The organism is Flavobacterium sp. FG68, from assembly GCF_057808895.1.
This window is the reverse complement of sequence record NZ_JBMDIY010000032.1, coordinates 46,367-65,641: the sequence shown is the minus strand read 5'-3', so window position 1 is coordinate 65,641 and position 19,275 is coordinate 46,367. Positions and strand designations below refer to the sequence as shown.

Annotated in this window: 10 protein-coding genes; 6 read left to right on the top strand and 4 right to left on the bottom strand. The window is 33.3% G+C overall.

The window, feature by feature from the left end; genetic code table 11:
• The first annotated feature begins 68 nt into the window (after positions 1–68).
• The 3 genes from rpoC (at position 69) to ACODSB_RS18635 (ending at position 5,786) form a co-directional block, all read left to right on the top strand.
• On the top strand, positions 69–4,376 hold the full coding sequence (gene rpoC / locus ACODSB_RS18645) for a DNA-directed RNA polymerase subunit beta' (protein ID WP_053472303.1): 4,308 nt from the start codon (positions 69–71) through the stop codon (positions 4,374–4,376).
• Between the two features lie 10 nt (positions 4,377–4,386).
• Positions 4,387–4,698, top strand: a complete 312-nt coding sequence (locus ACODSB_RS18640) for a DUF3467 domain-containing protein (protein WP_053472302.1) — start codon at positions 4,387–4,389, stop codon at positions 4,696–4,698.
• Between the two features lie 353 nt (positions 4,699–5,051).
• Positions 5,052–5,786: a hypothetical protein gene (locus ACODSB_RS18635; RefSeq protein WP_488938138.1), complete on the top strand. Its 735-nt coding sequence runs from the start codon at positions 5,052–5,054 to the stop codon at positions 5,784–5,786.
• Between the two features lie 76 nt (positions 5,787–5,862).
• Here ACODSB_RS18635 and ACODSB_RS18630 read toward each other — a convergent pair whose 3' ends face one another.
• Together ACODSB_RS18630 and ACODSB_RS18625 are read right to left on the bottom strand one after the other, a co-directional pair.
• Positions 5,863–7,455, bottom strand: coding sequence for a peptide chain release factor 3 (locus ACODSB_RS18630; protein WP_053472300.1), 1,593 nt, complete (start codon positions 7,453–7,455; stop codon positions 5,863–5,865).
• Between the two features lie 155 nt (positions 7,456–7,610).
• The gene (locus ACODSB_RS18625) at positions 7,611–9,050 is read right to left on the bottom strand and encodes an alpha-amylase (protein ID WP_488938137.1); all 1,440 of its coding nucleotides are present in this window, start codon (positions 9,048–9,050) and stop codon (positions 7,611–7,613) included.
• A 490-nt stretch (positions 9,051–9,540) separates the two neighbouring features.
• On the opposite strand from ACODSB_RS18625, the gene ACODSB_RS18620 reads away from it, so the two are divergent.
• On the top strand, positions 9,541–10,968 hold the full coding sequence (locus ACODSB_RS18620; protein ID WP_053472298.1) for a peptidylprolyl isomerase: 1,428 nt from the start codon (positions 9,541–9,543) through the stop codon (positions 10,966–10,968).
• Between the two features lie 78 nt (positions 10,969–11,046).
• Complete coding sequence (locus ACODSB_RS18615) at positions 11,047–12,000, top strand: AAA family ATPase (protein ID WP_180858494.1); 954 nt, start codon at positions 11,047–11,049, stop codon at positions 11,998–12,000.
• 334 nt (positions 12,001–12,334) lie between these two features.
• Here the strand turns inward: ACODSB_RS18615 and xrtN are convergent, their stop codons facing one another.
• A complete protein-coding gene (gene xrtN / locus ACODSB_RS18610; protein ID WP_488938136.1) occupies positions 12,335–13,576 on the bottom strand; it encodes an exosortase N in 1,242 nt (413 codons plus the stop codon).
• Positions 13,576–16,071 (bottom strand): XrtN system VIT domain-containing protein, encoded by a 2,496-nt coding sequence (locus tag ACODSB_RS18605; RefSeq protein WP_488938135.1) that lies wholly within the window; start codon positions 16,069–16,071, stop codon positions 13,576–13,578. The genes xrtN and ACODSB_RS18605 overlap by 1 nt, the downstream gene beginning before the upstream one ends.
• 424 nt (positions 16,072–16,495) lie before the next feature.
• Between ACODSB_RS18605 and ACODSB_RS18600 the strand changes: the two genes are divergently transcribed.
• Positions 16,496–19,267 carry a bifunctional aconitate hydratase 2/2-methylisocitrate dehydratase gene (locus tag ACODSB_RS18600; protein ID WP_488938134.1) on the top strand — a complete coding sequence of 924 codons (2,772 nt, stop codon included), beginning with the start codon at positions 16,496–16,498 and terminating at the stop codon, positions 19,265–19,267.
• The last annotated feature ends 8 nt before the right edge of the window (positions 19,268–19,275 follow it).

Sequence of the window (19,275 nt, the reverse complement as noted above, 5' to 3'; positions counted from 1 at the left end):
CTTTTTGAAAGATGTAGATTGTGAATCTAAATCAATTTTTAATAGCAAGTAAATCAATAGTAAAAACTATGATGAATAATAGAAATAATAAAGATAAGAATCCAATTAAAAGATTTAACAAAATCTCTATTGGATTGGCTTCACCAGAATCTATCTTGAAAGAATCAAGAGGAGAGGTTTTAAAGCCAGAAACAATCAACTACAGAACTCACAAACCAGAACGTGACGGACTTTTCTGCGAAAGAATCTTCGGACCTGTTAAGGATTTTGAATGTGCTTGTGGTAAATACAAAAGAATTCGTTACAAAGGTATCATTTGCGACCGTTGTGGTGTTGAAGTTACTGAGAAAAAAGTACGTCGTGATAGAGTAGGACACATCAACCTTGTTGTGCCAATTGCTCATATCTGGTACTTCCGTTCTCTTCCAAACAAAATTGGTTATATCCTTGGTCTTCCATCTAAGAAATTAGATATGATCATTTACTACGAAAGATACGTAGTAATTCAAGCGGGTATTGCTAAAAATGCAGATGGAGAATCTTTACAAAGACTAGATTTCTTAACTGAAGAAGAATATTTAAATATTTTAGATACTCTTCCGCAGGAAAACCAATATTTAGATGATTTAGATCCAAATAAATTTGTTGCCAAAATGGGAGCAGAGTGTATTATGGATTTATTGGCTCGTATTGACTTAGATGCTTTATCTTATGAATTAAGACACAGTGCTAACAACGAAACATCTAAACAACGTAAAACTGAAGCTTTAAAAAGATTACAAGTTGTTGAGTCTTTCCGTGAGTCTAACGAAAACCGCGAAAACCGTCCAGAATGGATGATTATGAAAGTGGTTCCAGTTATCCCACCAGAATTACGTCCGCTTGTGCCGCTTGATGGAGGTCGTTTTGCAACTTCAGATTTGAACGACTTATACCGTCGTGTAATCATCCGTAACAACCGTTTAAAAAGATTAATGGAGATTAAAGCTCCAGAAGTTATCTTAAGAAACGAGAAACGTATGTTACAAGAATCTGTAGATTCATTATTTGATAACACTCGTAAAGCTTCTGCTGTTAAAACAGAATCTAACAGACCATTGAAATCATTATCTGATTCCTTAAAAGGTAAGCAAGGACGTTTCCGTCAAAACTTACTTGGAAAACGTGTGGATTATTCTGCTCGTTCGGTAATTGTTGTTGGTCCTGAGTTAAAATTATTCGAATGCGGATTGCCAAAAGATATGGCATCTGAGTTATACAAACCTTTCGTTATCCGTAAATTGATTGAAAGAGGTATTGTAAAAACAGTAAAATCTGCTAAGAAAATCATTGACAAAAAAGAGCCGGTAGTTTGGGATATTTTAGAAAATGTAATTAAAGGACACCCAGTATTACTGAACCGTGCTCCTACTTTGCACAGACTTGGTATTCAGGCTTTCCAGCCAAAATTAATTGAAGGAAAAGCGATCCAGTTACACCCATTAGTTTGTACGGCTTTTAACGCCGATTTCGACGGGGATCAGATGGCGGTTCACTTACCTTTAGGACCAGAAGCTATTTTAGAGGCTCAATTATTAATGTTGGCTTCTCACAATATCTTGAACCCTGCAAATGGTGCTCCTATTACGGTACCTTCTCAGGACATGGTTTTGGGTCTATATTATATGACCAAAGAGCGTATTTCTACAGAAGATCACATTATTTTAGGTCAGGATTTGACTTTCTATTCTGCTGAAGAAGTAAACATTGCATTAAACGAAGGAAGATTAGAATTGAATGCTCGTGTGAAAATTAGAGCTAAAGATTTTAATGACGCTGGAGAATTAGTGTACAAAATTATTCAAACAACTGCAGGACGTGTATTATTTAATGAAGTAGTACCTGAAGCAGCTGGATATATCAATGACGTATTGACTAAGAAAAACCTTAGAGATATTATCGGGCACATTTTAAGTGTGACTGATGTACCTACAACGGCAGCTTTCTTGGATAATATGAAAGATATGGGGTATAAATTCGCATTTAGAGGAGGTTTATCATTCTCTTTAGGTGATATTAGAATTCCAGAACAAAAAACAAAATTAATTGCAGATGCCAGAGAGCAAGTTGAAGGTATTTCTGTGAATTATAACATGGGTCTTATTACGAATAACGAGCGTTACAACCAAGTTATTGACGTATGGACTTCAGCAAATGCTCAGTTAACAGAATTAGCAATGAAAAATATTAGAGAAGACCAACAAGGTTTCAACTCTGTATATATGATGCTTGACTCTGGGGCGAGGGGTTCTAAGGAACAGATTCGTCAGTTAACTGGTATGCGTGGTTTGATGGCTAAGCCTAAAAAATCTACTGCTGGTGGTGGTGAGATTATTGAAAACCCGATTCTTTCTAACTTTAAGGAAGGTCTTTCGATTCTTGAGTACTTTATTTCTACTCACGGTGCTCGTAAAGGACTTGCGGATACGGCTCTTAAAACGGCCGATGCCGGATACTTAACAAGAAGGCTTCATGACGTTTCTCAAGATGTTATTGTTAACATCGAAGATTGTGGAACTTTAAGAGGTGTTGAAGTTTCTGCATTGAAGAAAAACGAGGAAATCGTTGAATCATTAGGAGAAAGAATTTTAGGACGTGTTGCATTGCAAGATGTTATAAACCCACTTACTAATGAAGTAATGGTTCAATCTGGACAGCAAATTACTGAAGCAATTATGAGAACTATCGAAGCTTCTCCAATTGAAAAAGTAGAGGTTAGATCTCCATTAACTTGTGAGGCTTTAAAAGGTATTTGTGCTAAATGTTACGGTAGAAACTTAGCTACTGGTAAGATGACACAAAGAGGTGAAGCTGTCGGAGTTATTGCAGCTCAGTCTATTGGAGAGCCAGGTACACAGTTAACACTTCGTACGTTCCACGTTGGAGGGGTTGCCGGAGGTATTTCTGAAGAATCTAGTATTATTACAAGATTCAACGGTAGACTTGAAATTGAAGATTTAAAAACTGTTAAAGGTGAAGACAGCGAAGGTAATGCGGTAGATATCGTAGTATCACGTTCAACTGAATTAAAATTAGTTGATGAGAAAACTGGAATCGTCTTAAATACACATAACATTCCTTACGGTTCTAGTATCTTTGTTAAAGATGGAGAAACTGTTGCTAAAGGAACTGTAATCTGTAAGTGGGACCCTTATAATGGTGTAATTGTTTCTGAGTTTACTGGTAAGATTGCTTACGAGGATTTAGAGCAAGGACAATCATTCATGGTAGAGATCGATGAGCAGACTGGTTTCCAGGAAAAAGTAATTTCTGAGGCTAGAAATAAAAAATTAATCCCAACGTTATTAGTTTATGGTAAAGAAGGTGAATTAATTCGTTCTTACAACTTACCAGTAGGTGCACACTTAATGGTTGAAAACGGTGAGAAAATTAAAGCAGGTAAAGTATTAGTGAAAATCCCACGTCGTTCTTCTAAAGCAGGCGATATCACGGGAGGTTTACCAAGAATTACTGAGCTTTTAGAGGCTCGTAACCCTTCAAACCCAGCAGTTGTATCTGAAATTGATGGTGTTGTTTCTTTTGGAAAAATCAAAAGAGGTAACCGTGAGATCGTTATCGAATCTAAATTTGGTGAGATTAAAAAGTATTTAGTTAAACTTTCTAGCCAGATCTTAGTACAAGAAAATGACTTCGTAAGAGCGGGAGTTCCATTGTCTGACGGTGCAATTACACCAGATGATATCTTGAGAATTCAAGGACCGGCTGCTGTTCAACAGTACTTGGTAAATGAAATTCAAGAGGTTTACCGTTTACAAGGGGTAAAAATTAATGACAAGCACTTTGAGGTAGTTATTCGTCAAATGATGCGTAAAGTAAGAGTTCAAGATCCAGGAGATACATTATTCCTAGAAGATCAATTAATTCACACTAAAGATTTCATCGTTCAAAACGATAAATTATACGGTATGAAAGTAGTTGAAGACGCTGGAGATTCTGCTGTATTGAAACCAGGTCAGATTATTTCACCTCGTGAGTTACGTGATGAGAATTCATTATTGAAACGAAATGATAAAAATCTTGTTGTAGCAAGAGACGTAATTACTGCAACTGCAACGCCAGTTCTTCAAGGTATTACAAGAGCTTCGTTACAAACTAAATCATTCATTTCTGCGGCTTCATTCCAGGAGACAACGAAAGTACTTAACGAAGCTGCAGTAGCTGGTAAAGTAGATGATCTAGAAGGATTAAAAGAAAATGTAATTGTTGGACACAGAATTCCTGCGGGAACTGGTATGAGAGAATATGATAACACTATCGTAGGATCTAAAGACGATTACAATGAAATGATGGCTAATAAAGAAGAATACATTTATTAATTAGGAAACTATGAGTAATCCGAAACAACAACAAGAGCAAATTAACATTGAGTTAGACGAAAGTATTGCAGAAGGAATTTATTCTAATCTTGCGATTATCAATCACTCATCATCAGAGTTTGTTTTAGATTTTGTCAGCATTATGCCGGGTATTCCTAAAGCCAAGGTAAAGTCAAGAATTGTCTTGACACCACAACATGCTAAAAGATTATTAAGAGCAATAGGTGAAAATATCCATAGATTTGAGGCTGCTCACGGCGAAATCAAAGAAACGGAACAAGCACCAATACCGCTTAATTTTGGTCCGGCAGGACAAGCATAAATTTTAAAGCTCCATTTTAATGGGGCTTTTTTTTTTTGGAGTAGAGTTACAATAAATGTAGTTAATCTGATTTAATATACTTTAATCGACTAAATTTTCCTGCGTAGTTATATTGTTCTAATTTGGCTCTGCCTATGAAAGATTAATTTTTGAAATATAATGACTTAGTAAGGTTGATTTAATTCAAATTAAAAAAAAACGCTAATCAAATTAGCGCTTTTTTTATGCCTAAAAATGAATGAATCAATTTATAATTCGAAAATATTTTTATCCCTTCCCAACCTTTTTATTTAAAATGTACTCTATATAAGTAAGAACCATTAACAAAGGTTTTAACTTAAATAAAGTATAGTATGAAAAAGAAATTCACCTTAGAAATAAAAAATCCTTGTTCTGAAAATTTTGATAAAATGATTCCTAACGCTGGTGGTTCATTTTGTGATTCATGCATGAAAAATGTAATTGATTTAAGTAAAAAATCAAATTCTGAAGTTGCAAGGTTCATTGCCGGAAATAAAGATGCAAACATTTGTGCACGATTAAAAACAACGCAGCTTGAAGAACAATTTGAATACAGTGAAACTTCTAAAATAAATACTTTAAAATATGCAGCAGTTGCAGCAACTGTTTTACTTGCTTCAAATCTTACTGCACAAGAAAAAGAACCTGTTAAAATCGAAAAAGTTTGTGCAGAGCCTATGTACAAATTAGGCAAAGTAGCATATAACCAAACAGTAAACGAAGAAGTTTTGATAACAGTAAAAGGAAAATTATTAGAAGCAAAAACACATAAACCTTTTAATAAAGAAACATATCCAGATTTAATATTATCTGTTAATGGTTCAGAAACTCCTGTGAAAGTAAATCCAAAAACTGGAGAATTTTCTATAGCGGCACAAGTTTCAAAAAACAGCAAAACGCTAATAGTTACGATTTCAGGAAGTGATTATTATCTTTCAAAAGAAATACCTTTTACTATAAAAGCAGTTAAAAATAATGTTTTATCACAAAATATAATTGTTGATGCAGATGAGCTGACTAAAATTTATATTGCCGGCGGATTAGGAATTAATTATACAGATCAATAAAACAAAATGTTGGGGATTGTAATGAAAAAAGGCTGTCTAATAGTAGACAGCCTTTTTATATTTTCTAAAGAAGTGATTAATCAAATTCAGAAGTAAAGTATAATTTCACACTTGGATATTTACTTTGTGTCATTTGAATAGTAAAATCAGAATCGGCTAAAAATACCAATTGACCATATTTATCATGCGCAAGGAATTTTTGTTTGATACGTTTAAATTCTTTGAACTCTTCATTTTTAGCATCATCAGGTTTTACCCAGCAAGCTTTGTGAACAGGGAAATTTTCGTAAGTACATTTTGCACCATATTCGTGCTCTAAACGATATTGAATTACCTCATATTGAAGCGCTCCAACTGTTCCAATAACTTTACGATTATTCATCTCTAAAGTAAACAACTGCGCTACACCTTCATCCATTAACTGATCGACTCCTTTTTCTAATTGCTTAGCTTTCATAGGATCGGCGTTGTTGATGTATCTAAAGTGTTCTGGAGAGAAACTCGGAATTCCTTTAAAGCTCATTACTTCACCTTCAGTTAAAGTATCACCAATTTTAAAGTTTCCTGTATCGTGTAAACCAACAATATCTCCAGGATAAGAAATATCAACGATTTCTTTTTTCTCTGCGAAAAAAGCATTCGGGCTTGAGAATTTTAAATTTTTCTTTTGACGAACGTGGTAATAAGGTTTGTTTCTTTCAAAAGTTCCAGAAACAATTTTTATAAAAGCTAAACGGTCACGGTGTTTCGGATCCATGTTAGCGTGAATTTTAAATACAAAACCAGACATTTTTTCTTCTGCCGGATCAACCAAACGAGTTTCAGAATCTTTTGGTCTTGGTGAAGGAGCAATTGCAACGAAACAATCTAACAATTCGCGAACTCCAAAATTATTTAATGCAGAACCAAAAAATACAGGCTGGATTTTTCCATCTAAATAATCCTGACGCTCAAATTTTGGATAAACTTCATCAATTAATTCTAATTCTTCACGAAGTTTTTCGGCAGCTTTTTGACCAACAATTTTATCTAGTTCAGGATTGTTTTGAACATCAGAGAAAGCAATAGTTTCTTCGATATTTTTACGGCTGTCTCCGCTGAAAAGATTGATGTTTTCTTCCCAAAGATTATAAATACCCTGAAAATCATAACCCATTCCAATAGGGAAACTTAAAGGCGTAACTTTTAATCCCAATTTTTGCTCCACTTCATCCATCAAATCAAAAGCATCTTTACCTTCACGGTCTAACTTATTGATGAAAACAATCATAGGAATGTTACGCATTCTACAAACAGCAACCAATTTTTCCGTTTGTTCCTCAACCCCTTTTGCAACGTCAATAACCACAATTACACTATCAACAGCAGTAAGAGTTCTAAAAGTATCTTCGGCAAAATCCTTGTGTCCGGGAGTATCAAGAATGTTGATTTTTTTATCTTTATAATTAAAAGCAAGTACAGAAGTCGAAACCGAAATACCTCTCTGGCGTTCGATTTCCATAAAGTCACTCGTTGCTCCTTTTTTAATTTTATTATTTTTTACAGCTCCAGCTTCCTGAATCGCCCCTCCAAATAACAATAATTTTTCCGTTAATGTTGTTTTACCGGCATCGGGATGCGATATAATTCCAAATGTTCTTCTGCGTTGTATTTCTTTTAAAAAGCTCATATTTTGTATAAATAGGTTGCAAAAGTACTATTAATTACGGCTTAATAAAAATATTCAGTTCTTAAATTGAAAGCGATAAGTTTTCAAAACAATACTTTTTATAAAAAAATAAGGCTGTTTTTAAAAACAGCCTTACATTGATATTGAAAAATAAATTATTGGTTAATTGACCAAACAGAATATCCTTTTGGCGGACATTGAATTTTTACCCATTTATCTGCCTGAGTTGTTGGATACCAAGTTGAATTTCCGGTAAAATCTTTAATTTGTGTATTAGCCCAATTGGTTTGAATCCATCTTTCCTGCCAAGCATCAGAATTATTGATGTAAACTACTAACCCCGGATTTCCGTTATAACCGTTTCTTCTTGCTACATATTCATCATTATCAGAATATAAAATAGAAGTTGTACCTGTTGCTTTATTGTTGTGAATCCAGATCAAGTTGTTTAATTTCGCTTTATCCAGCCATTCTTCATAATCTCTGTAGAAAATTGTTGGATAACCTTCGTGAGTTAAAATATAAGAATACGCCAGCATTTTGCTCCAAATTTCATCTGTATCATGATTCGTTACAAAAGTCACCGCTTTATAAGGATTTCTTTTCCACATCATATCATCATTTAAAAGCGCCAGATTATTACCGTCAAAAGCATCATTCATTTTATAATAACATGCAAAGTCAAAAACAGAGCTATTAGCAGCATTTGCCCAGTCATTTAATATATTTACGTTTGAATCCCATAATTCTCCAACCGAAAATCCGCCTACATTAGCGTTCCATGAATTTACAACCCACGCGCCAAATCCTTTTACGTAGTCAAATCTCCAGCCGTCAAACTTCATGGTATTTTTGTAATATTTACCAACTCCGTCAGCTCTCAGCCAAAGCCAGTCCTGAACATGAGGATTTGCGTGACATAAATCAGGAAAACCGCCAAATGAGCCTTCATCATTATTTCCGTAGCTGTTTTTATAAAAGTCATTATAATTACGTGTAAATTTTCCAGAAGCAACACCACTGAAATTTGTCCACGTGCTAGTGCCTGTATACGGATTTGCTTCAGATTGACCGCCGCTGTTATGATTAATTACGATATCGGCATACACTTTTATGTTTTCGGTGTGAGCAGACGTTATTAGGCTTACTAATTCTGCTTTAGAACCAAAACGAGTTTCGGTACTTCCATTTTGATTGTAATCTCCAAAATCAAAATAATCCGTTGGATCATATCCCATAGAAAATGCTCCATTTTGAGCTTTAGAAGCGGGTGGAAGCCAGATAGAGCCAATTCCGGCATTTCCCCAGGCAGTCACTTTTCCTTTTACGGTATTCCACCAGTTTCCGCCCGCAGGAACGTCCCAGTAAAAGGCCTGCATCATTACCCCTCCGCCCGGATTGTCTACATATTTTCCGGTTGGAGATGATAAAGAAGCTCCGGTGCTAAAAGGTTTTCCATCGTGGTGAGTCACGTTGATAATTTTAAATTGCTGACTTTCTGCTTTAGCGTCAACATCATTCGTTTCATTTGTACAAGAATACAAAAAGGTTGTAATTGCAGTAAGAAAAAATAATCTTACAATAGGTTTTTTCATAATAGATTGTGGTTAAGGTTAAATTAATAAAGTTTGAAATTGCTAATTTTAAGACTTTAAAAACAAGATATTCTTATTTTTTGCTGCCATAAATTATTAATAACGCACCTAAAGTAAGAGTTTTTTGATTCGATTTGTTTTTGTAGGAAAATAGTTTTACAACGAAAACGTTGTAGTGTTTAAAACTTTTTTTTATAGGCTTGAAAATCAATAGATATTGTTTTGGCGGTTTTGAGGTTAACAGCTTTTTGAAAAAGAAAAAGATTGGAGAATTAAACTTCTTATCGTGAATTTAAATACGATCCACATAATTTTTTGTTAATACTATGGCTGATAGTTGTATTATGTAATTGAATTGTTATTTTTGTTCGTTTTATAAAAGAAAACAGAAGTTCATTATTTAGTTTTTCAGAATCGCTTTTGAAAATAAATAATAGCCAGTTAAAATTTAGAATACAGATCTTTACATCCAAAAATTAAATTTAAAATAATGTCATTAAAAAAATTGCAACTAAAAACAATTGATTATAAGGTAGTCTTAACAATGTGTTTTTTATTTTTTTTCAACTCAATAATTTCAGCACAGGAAATTATTAAGGATGTTGTAGCCGAAAAACCGGTAGAAACGGTACACGGAAAACAAAAAATTGACGGTATCATTGCTACGGTTGGAGATTATATTGTTTTAGATTCTGACATTGATAAAGGTTATTTAGAGATTGCAAGCCAGGGTGGTAATACTAAAGATATTACAAGATGCCAAATGCTTGGTAAACTTTTAGAAGATAAATTATACGCGCACCAGGCTATTCAGGATAGTATTATTGTAAGCGATGCCGAAGTTAGAGGGATGATGGAAGAGCGTTTGAATTATATGATTCAACAAGTTGGAGATATCAATAAAGTAGTTGAATACTATAAAAAGAGTTCTGTAGAAGAATTTAAAACGTATTTTGCTGACATCTTAAAAGAGCAAAAGTTAGCCTCAGAAATGAGAGATAAAATTGTAAAAGATGTAGAAATTACTCCAGAGGAAGTTCGTAATTTCTTTAAAAAAATCCCTAAAGATGAATTGCCGACTTTTGGAGCTGAAATGGAAGTAGCGCAGATTGTTACTGAACCTAAAGTTTCTAATGAAGATAAACAGAAAGTTAAAGATAGATTAAACGCTATTAGACAAGATGTTTTAGAAGGTTCTAGTTTTGCTACAAAAGCAGTTTTGTACTCTCAGGATCCGGGATCTGCACCAAATGGAGGTTACTATAAAATGACACGTAAAACGCCTTTCGTAAAAGAATTTAAAGACGTAGCATTTAGTTTGCAGGAAGGTGAAATTTCGCAGCCATTTGAAACTACTTTTGGGTTCCACATTATAATGGTTGACAAAATAAAAGGACAGGAAGTTGAATTAAGACATATTTTAATTGCTCCTGTAGTTTCTGAAAGTGCTTTGAAAGAAGCTAAAGAAAGAGCGGCAAATATTAGAGAGAAAATCGTAAGCAAGCAAATTACTTTTGCAGAGGCTGCAAGAACAGAATCTGACGAAAAAGAAACCAGAGCAAACGGTGGAACTTTAATAAATCCAAATACTCAGGATACTCGTTTTGAATTAACTAAAATGGATCCAACTTTATACGGTCAGGTTTCTAATTTAAAAGATGATGAAGTTTCTCAGCCACTTTTAAATACAGATGATAAAGGGAAGAAAACGTATAAATTAATCACTGTTACAAACAGAATCGACGAACATACTGCTGACTATGCTAAGGATTACACGAAAATTAAAGAATTAGCATTAAAAGAAAAACAAATCAATGCAATTGCAAAATGGTTTGATACTAAAATTAAAGATACTTACATCAAAATTATTGGAGAGTACAGAGATTGTACGTTTGCTAATAACTGGTTGAAAAAATAATTTTTATTAAATAAAGAAAAAGAGTTAGTTTTATGAATTCATTCAACTAACTCTTTTTAATTTAAAATACATTCATAAATGTCTGACGTAACAGCAATTCATAACTTAGTTCAGAAACGCAACGAATTAAAAAACGAAATAGCAAAAATCATTGTAGGGCAGGATGCCGTTGTTGACCAAATTTTACTTTGTATATTTTCTGGAGGACACGCTCTTTTAATAGGGGTTCCTGGTTTGGCAAAAACCTTAATGATTAATACTTTATCTCAAGCTTTAGGTTTAGATTTTAAAAGAATTCAGTTCACACCGGATTTAATGCCTTCGGATATTTTAGGAAGTGAAATTTTAGATGAAAACAGACATTTTAAATTCATAAAAGGGCCAATTTTTTCTAATATCATTTTGGCTGACGAGATCAACAGAACGCCCCCAAAAACGCAGGCAGCTTTATTGGAAGCAATGCAGGAACGTTCGGTTACAATTGCAGGACAAAATTACAAATTAGATTTACCTTATTTTGTACTGGCAACACAAAACCCAATTGAGCAGGAAGGAACTTATCCTTTGCCGGAAGCACAATTAGACCGTTTTATGTTTGCGATTAAATTAGAATATCCAACTTTTGAAGAAGAAGTAAAAGTTGTAAAACAAACTACATCTGATAATAAAGTAGAAATAAACCCATTATTTACAGCGCAGGAAATTATCGATTTCCAACATTTAATCAGAAGGATTCCTGTTGCCGATAATGTTATTGAATATGCAGTAACTTTGGTAAGTAAAACACGTCCTGATAATGCTTTGTCAAATGATTTTGTAAAGAATTATCTGGATTGGGGAGCAGGACCAAGAGCTTCGCAAAACTTAATTTTAGCAGCAAAAGCTCACGCCGCTTTCAATGGTAAGTTTTCACCGGATATTGAAGATGTAAAAGCAGTTGCAACCGGAATTTTACGCCACAGAATTATTAAAAACTACAAAGCAGACGCTGAAGGAATAACAGAAGAAGTTATTATTAAAAAGCTGATGTAAGATATATCTAAAAAAAGGCTGTTTCAAAAGTTGAGACAGCCTTTTTTTATTTTACATATTTCCTTGTTCTGTAGGAACATTTCATTGGTAGAAAATTATATTGGCATAATGGATTACGTTCCGTAGGAACATTTGATTGACATTGTTTTTTAATAATCAGACCTATCAAGCGTTCCTACGGAACGCAAATTTGGCTGATCTTTATTTTTTTTCTACCTACGAAACATTCCTACGGAATGATAATAGGATATCAAAAAGTGGACAATAAGTCGCTAAAAACTAACAAAATAATTTTAAGTAAATGAGTTGCCTCGACTTTTGGAGCAACTCTTTTTTAGTTCAGTTCTTTAATACTCGTTTCGTTTATCAACCGTACCGTTTTGTTGTGAAAAAGTTTTAGCAGTAAAACTTCTGTAAGCGAAGTATATTTTTTATTGTCATATTCGTACCACCAATAAGAGAAATATCTAATATTATTCTTTTCTAATTTTGTGAGCCATATTTTTTCGTTGCTTCTCATGATTTCTTTAGACTCAATGATTTTATATCCGTTTCCTGTCCAGCAAATTAAAGGTTTGTGAATTGGTGTTTTGATATAAATTAAAGTTTCTGGCACTGCAATCTTAAAAACTTCATTATTGACCCAAACTCCTTTTTTAATATTATAATTAGGACTGAGATTTTCTAACAGCGAATAATTTTGGTCCTTTTTAAGTTCTAAACTAGTAATAAAGAATATTCCGGTCGCAATTATCATTGGCAAAAGTTTTGGCAAAAATGAATTGCTGGTTATGCTTTCTTTTTTAGGATGAAAAAAACGAATTAGAAATAAAAGAGGAACAATTTGATAAAATACAAAACACATAATTCCAATAGTGTGATGCAGTATATTTTCTTCGGTACAATTGAATAAAACTAAAGTGATAATTCTGAAATAATTGGAGATAATATTCAGAACTACTATTATACAGCAAAAAACTAAAATTTGCAGTATGTTGAAATACTTTTGGTTTTTACGTTCTTCTAGAGTCAATAAAAAAGCTCCAAATAATAATCCCGTTTTAAACATTGACAAACCCATACAAGCGGTATCTATCGAAACTTTTGCATTATTGATATAAAAATTAACGCCTTCAATTTTAGTTATTGGAATGAAATTTTTTAATGTTAAATACACTCCGTAACAAAGTGCTTGTTTTATTTCGACAGTTAAATAATTGAATAACTGATCAAAAATTGACGAAAACAAAAAGAGACAGATAAAAGCGATAAAAGAAAACTTTTGGGTAAAGCTGTAATAAACAAAACAGGCAAACAACAAAAGAGCATGAAAATGCAATGACTTTGTGTGCAGTCTGTAACTTATAAATTCTAATAAAAAAATTAATGCAAGCAGCGGATAACTGATCTTTAAAGCAGTTTTTCTTCCTGCATAAAGAAATAGGAAAATAGAAAATATGACGCCAAAAAAATTATTGTCTAATCCTGTTGATACAATACTATAGTTTAGAACTAAGAGCATGATTATAGCAAGAATAGCAATTAATTTGGCGTGTGACTGCAGTAAAACTTTCATTAAGCTTTTTGTTTTTTGTTTCTTTGATAGTAAAATAAAAGTGTAGTCAGACCAATAATAATCATTACCCATTCGTGAGGTTCCGGAACCGCACCATCATTTTTAATTGAAGCGTTTCCAAGAGTATCCTCATTTTTCTCAATTCCGTTATTTTTGTAATCTGCATCCGTTTCCAAAACAATTAAAGACGAAATTGGAGTAACAATATTAGCGTCTTTTGCAAGTGTTACATATTTATTAGCACTTAAGGTATCATTTTGAATTTTAATTTGTTCCTCAAGAACTTTCCCAAAAGCATACATTCTGTAAATATGATTTGGCCCATCGTTTTTAATAGTACTGTCTTTTGGTTTTTCCTGAATCGAAATGTTTGAAGGTTCAATATTAACCACATTATCAGCAGTTTTATACTTAATGAAATAATTTCCTTCCAGCATTTTTAAGCTATTTCTGAAATTTGTCTGATAAAAATCTACATATTTTTGCTCTTTTACGGTCTGCCAAAACGGATTAATATCTCCAGAAATATTAATAACTTTCAGGTTTTGTGATTTAGTCTTACTTCGAATCTTTTTTAAATATTCAGATTCTTTAAGTTCTTCAAAATTTGCAGAAAAATTTCCGGATTTGGTTATAATCAAACTATTTTGTTTGATTATATATAAGGGTAATAAAGAATAATGCAAGTATTTGAAATCTAGAAAAACAGTTTCGAAGTTTTCTTTGTTTATTGCTTTTTTCTCCTTGTCATCATACACATAAAATTGTTTTCCTTTTACGTTTACAAATGATTCTATTTCGTTTAAAGTCCAGCTGCTGTTTAAATCTAAAATGACTTCTGAAGCATTAAAAGGAATGTTTATTTTTTGACTTTCTTTTACCTCATATATTTTATCCTTCCAGGCAAAAGAATTTAATTTCGATATTTTACTTAAAGGTATTATTGCCCCCCAGTCATCAAGACCTTTTGATTTATTGATATAGAAATTATTTTGCAGTTTAAAATTCTTACTTGTCTCTACATCACTTTTTCCTGTCATCTGGATTCTTGAAATTGTAGAAGCATTTGAAATATTTGGGCCTTTAATAGAAAGGCTTTCGTATTTCAATTTATTATCTTCAACTTTTAAAGGAGTAGTGAAGCCGCATTTAAAAGTTCTTGATGTTTTATAGTTTACAGGAAAAACCCTCACAACAACTTTGTTTCCTTCTCGCCATTGCATTAAAGATGGATCGCGACTTTCTGCACCAACAATTTGTTTGTATGCTTTTTCAGCTTTCTCTTTTGTCGTTAAAACTCCTTTTCTTTCAATACCGTTTACCCATAATGAAAGTGAAGTTGCAACAGAACCTTCAGGAAGCTGGAAAGAATAAATAGCTTCCTGATCTCTCCATGTATCTTTTTTACAGGCAATATTCATGGTGATTTCTGTATAAGCAAGCCTGCTGTCTGGATATAATTTCACATCTTCTTTGATGTCTTTGGTAATCAAATCTTCACCACTCCATAAATGTTCTTCGGTTTCTAATCGTTTGTCAAAATTAGATTTAAGAATATTAATACGGTCGTCTTGACTCAGATTAAGATCTTCACAGAAAATGTAAGCTATTGTAATAAAAGGATTGTGGACTTTTCTTTCGTTAAATTGTTCAATTCCAAAAGAACCAAGATCATAATCAAAGTACTTTTCAGGGCCAGTATAAACGATGTCTTTTTTGAGTAAAATTTCATTAAAAAAGTTAGGCTCAAGACTTTGTGATATTTTAATATAATTAGGTAAATCTTCATTTGAAGTAAAGGAACTGATGGGACGTCTAACATTAATAAGTCTGCTTTCTCTGTCAAGCACTACAACAAAAGAAAATAAGAGAACTAAAATAAATCCAAAACCTGCGCTGAATGAAATCAAATGTCTTCTGTTTTCCTGAAAATAACGAGCTATAGTTGCTATGTGAATAATGGAAACTAGTAAAGGGACTAATGCATAAAAGCCGATTCCTAATAATAAAATTCCGACGAAGGCAAAAGGTGTAAGGGGTAATAGAAAGAATGTGAAATACAATATTAAACTATAAGATAATCCATTTATAAAAAAGACAGAAAGAGTAAAATTATTTTCTTGTGGTTTTTGGTAAATGAAAAAATTACTAATAAAAAAGAGCAAAGAGATAAGGTAAACCCAGAACGGAAGATCTTCAAATATAGGAACAAAAGTATTTAGGCAAAAACATCCAATAAACCAGTTAAGTATAAGAAAAGGAGTTAAATGAAGATATTTTTCTCTTTTTCTAAGAATAAGAAATGTAACGGTAACTCCGTAAATAAACTCCATTATCAATGTAAGAGTGCCCAATGCTCCGGCACCGAAAAATTTAGTGTTTTCATTTAATAATAAAATCAATAAAAAAAAGCCACTGAATAAACTGGTGAAGACACTAAAGCCAACACCAATTTGATTAATATAATCGTTCGCATTTTCTAATTTGTATTTCATAGTTTTGTGTTTTTGAAAGAACTTTGAATTGCAAAGTTAAAAGAAAAATTGAATTACAAATATTTTAGGTGCTTTTTTTTTAATGTGAAATTTGATAAAACTTTAACTAGGGAAAAAGACTAAAAACAGACGTCAAAAATCGCAACTATAACGTTATAATTATTTATTTAGAACTATTCTTTGCGAAAATAGAGGTAAAATCTCACTTACTTTATAACGTCTAATTTCGACTTTGTTAAAGAAAAGATTTTAAAATATCAATAATTCATTTTTTTAATACAAAATTGATATTTTGACAAAAACAAGCAGTGAAAATCGTTTTTTAACAATAATAATTTTTGAAAAGGCGACTTCTATTATATTATTTTTAATTATCCGCATTAATGATTAAATTTGCGAACAAAAAAATAAATCTGCCTTAATTATGAATATTTATAAGGATTATATCCAAGAGATTGAAGAACGTAAAAATCAGGGACTTCACCCAAAACCAATCGATAGCGCTGAATTATTAAGCGAAATTATTGCACAAATTAAAGATTTAGATAACGAGTACAGAGAAGATTCTCTTAAATTTTTCATTTACAATACTTTACCGGGGACAACAAGTGCTGCTGGTGAAAAAGCCAAGTTTTTAAAAGAAATTATTCTTGGGCAAGCTGTAGTAAAAGAAATTACACCAGCCTTTGCTTTTGAATTATTATCACATATGAAAGGCGGACCTTCTATAGAAGTTTTGCTGGATTTAGCTTTAGGAAATGACATTGCTATTGCAAAAGAAGCAGCTAAAGTTCTTAAAACACAAGTTTTCCTTTATGAGGCTGATACAGACCGTTTAATAGAGGCATTCAAAAATAATAATGCCGTTGCAAAAGAAATCCTTGAAAGTTATGCTCAGGCTGAGTTTTTTACAAAACTTCCAGACGTAGCTGACGAAATTAAAGTGGTTACTTTTATTGCAGGTGAAGGTGATATCTCAACAGATTTACTTTCTCCGGGTAATCAGGCGCACTCACGTTCAGATCGTGAATTACATGGTCAATGTATGATTACGCCTCAGGCACAGCAAGAAATTAAAGCTTTACAAGCACAACATCCTGATGCAAGCGTAATGTTGATCGCTGAAAAAGGAACAATGGGAGTAGGATCTTCTAGAATGTCAGGTGTAAACAACGTGGCACTTTGGACAGGAAAACAAGCAAGCCCATATATTCCATTCGTTAATATCGCTCCAATTGTTGGTGGAACAAACGGAATTTCTCCAATTTTCCTAACAACTGTAGATGTTACCGGTGGTATTGGTTTAGACCTTAAAAACTGGGTTAAAAAGGTTGATGCAAATGGTAATGTTTTACGTAATGAAAACGACGAACCAATTTTAGAGCAAACCTATTCTGTTGAAACAGGTACAGTTTTAACAATCAATATTAAAGAGAAAAAACTTTATAATGGCGATAAGGAATTAATTGATATTTCTAAGGCATTTACGCCTCAAAAAATGGAATTCATTAAAGCTGGTGGTTCATACGCTATCGTGTTTGGTAAAAAACTTCAAACATTAGCAGCAAAAATTTTAGATGTTGAAGCTCCTCTCGTTTTTGCTCCATCAAAAGAAATTTCTATTGAAGGACAAGGTCTTACAGCTGTAGAAAAAATCTTTAACAGAAACGCTGTTGGTGTACCTGCAGGTAAAGTATTACACGCCGGTTCTGACGTTCGTGTAGAAGTTAATATCGTAGGTTCGCAAGATACTACAGGTCTTATGACTGCTCAGGAATTAGAATCTATGGCTGCTACAGTAATTTCACCAATCGTTGACGGTGCATATCAATCAGGTTGTCACACGGCTTCGGTTTGGGATAAAAAAGCGCAGGCAAACATTCCAAAATTGATGAAATTCATGAACGATTTTGGTTTGATCACAGCTCGTGATCCAAAAGGTGTTTACCATGCAATGACAGACGTTATCCATAAAGTACTTAATGATATTACTATTGACGAGTGGGCTATCATTATTGGTGGTGACTCTCATACGAGAATGTCAAAAGGTGTTGCTTTTGGTGCTGACTCAGGAACTGTTGCTCTTGCTCTTGCTACTGGTGAGGCTTCAATGCCAATTCCGGAATCTGTAAAAGTAACGTTTAAAGGAGATATGAAAGGGTACATGGATTTCCGTGATGTGGTTCATGCTACACAAGCGCAAATGCTTCACCAATTTGGTGGAGAGAATGTTTTCCAAGGTAGAATTATTGAGGTTCACATTGGAACGCTTACTGCGGATCAGGCCTTTACATTTACTGACTGGACTGCAGAAATGAAAGCAAAAGCTTCTATTTGTATTTCTGAAGATGATACTTTAATCGAATCATTGGAAATTGCTAAAGGCAGAATCCAAATCATGATCGATAAAGGAATGGATAATGAGAAACACGTTCTTCAGGGGTTAATTAACAAAGCAGATAAGAGAATCTCAGAAATTAAATCAGCAGAGAAACCAGCTTTAACTCCAGATGCAAACGCTAAATATTATGCTGAAGTTGTAGTTGATTTAGATCAAATTTCTGAACCAATGATCGCCGATCCAGACGTAAATAACGTTGACGTTTCTAAAAGATATACTCACGATACTATCAGACCTCTTTCTTTTTACGGAGGAGTGAAAAAAGTAGATCTAGGATTTATTGGATCTTGTATGGTTCACAAAGGAGATATGAAAATCCTTGCTCAAATGTTGAAAAACGTAGAAGCACAAAACGGTAAAGTTGAATTCAACGCTCCACTTGTTGTTGCGCCGCCTACCTATAATATCGTAGATGAGCTTAAAGCAGAAGGTGACTGGGAAGTTTTACAAAAATATTCAGGTTTCGAATTCGACGATAATGCTCCAAAAGGTGCAGCACGTACAGAATATGAAAACATGTTATATTTAGAGCGTCCGGGATGTAACCTTTGTATGGGTAACCAGGAAAAAGCCGCAAAAGGTGATACAGTAATGGCAACTTCAACTCGTCTTTTCCAAGGAAGAGTAGTAGAAGATGCTGATGGTAAAAAAGGAGAGTCATTACTTTCTTCAACTCCGGTTGTAGTTTTATCTACAATTTTAGGTAGAACTCCAACATTAGCTGAATATACAACGGCTGTAGACGGTATCAACTTAACTAAATTTGCACCTTCAAATAAATCGTTAGTAATGTAATCTTACGA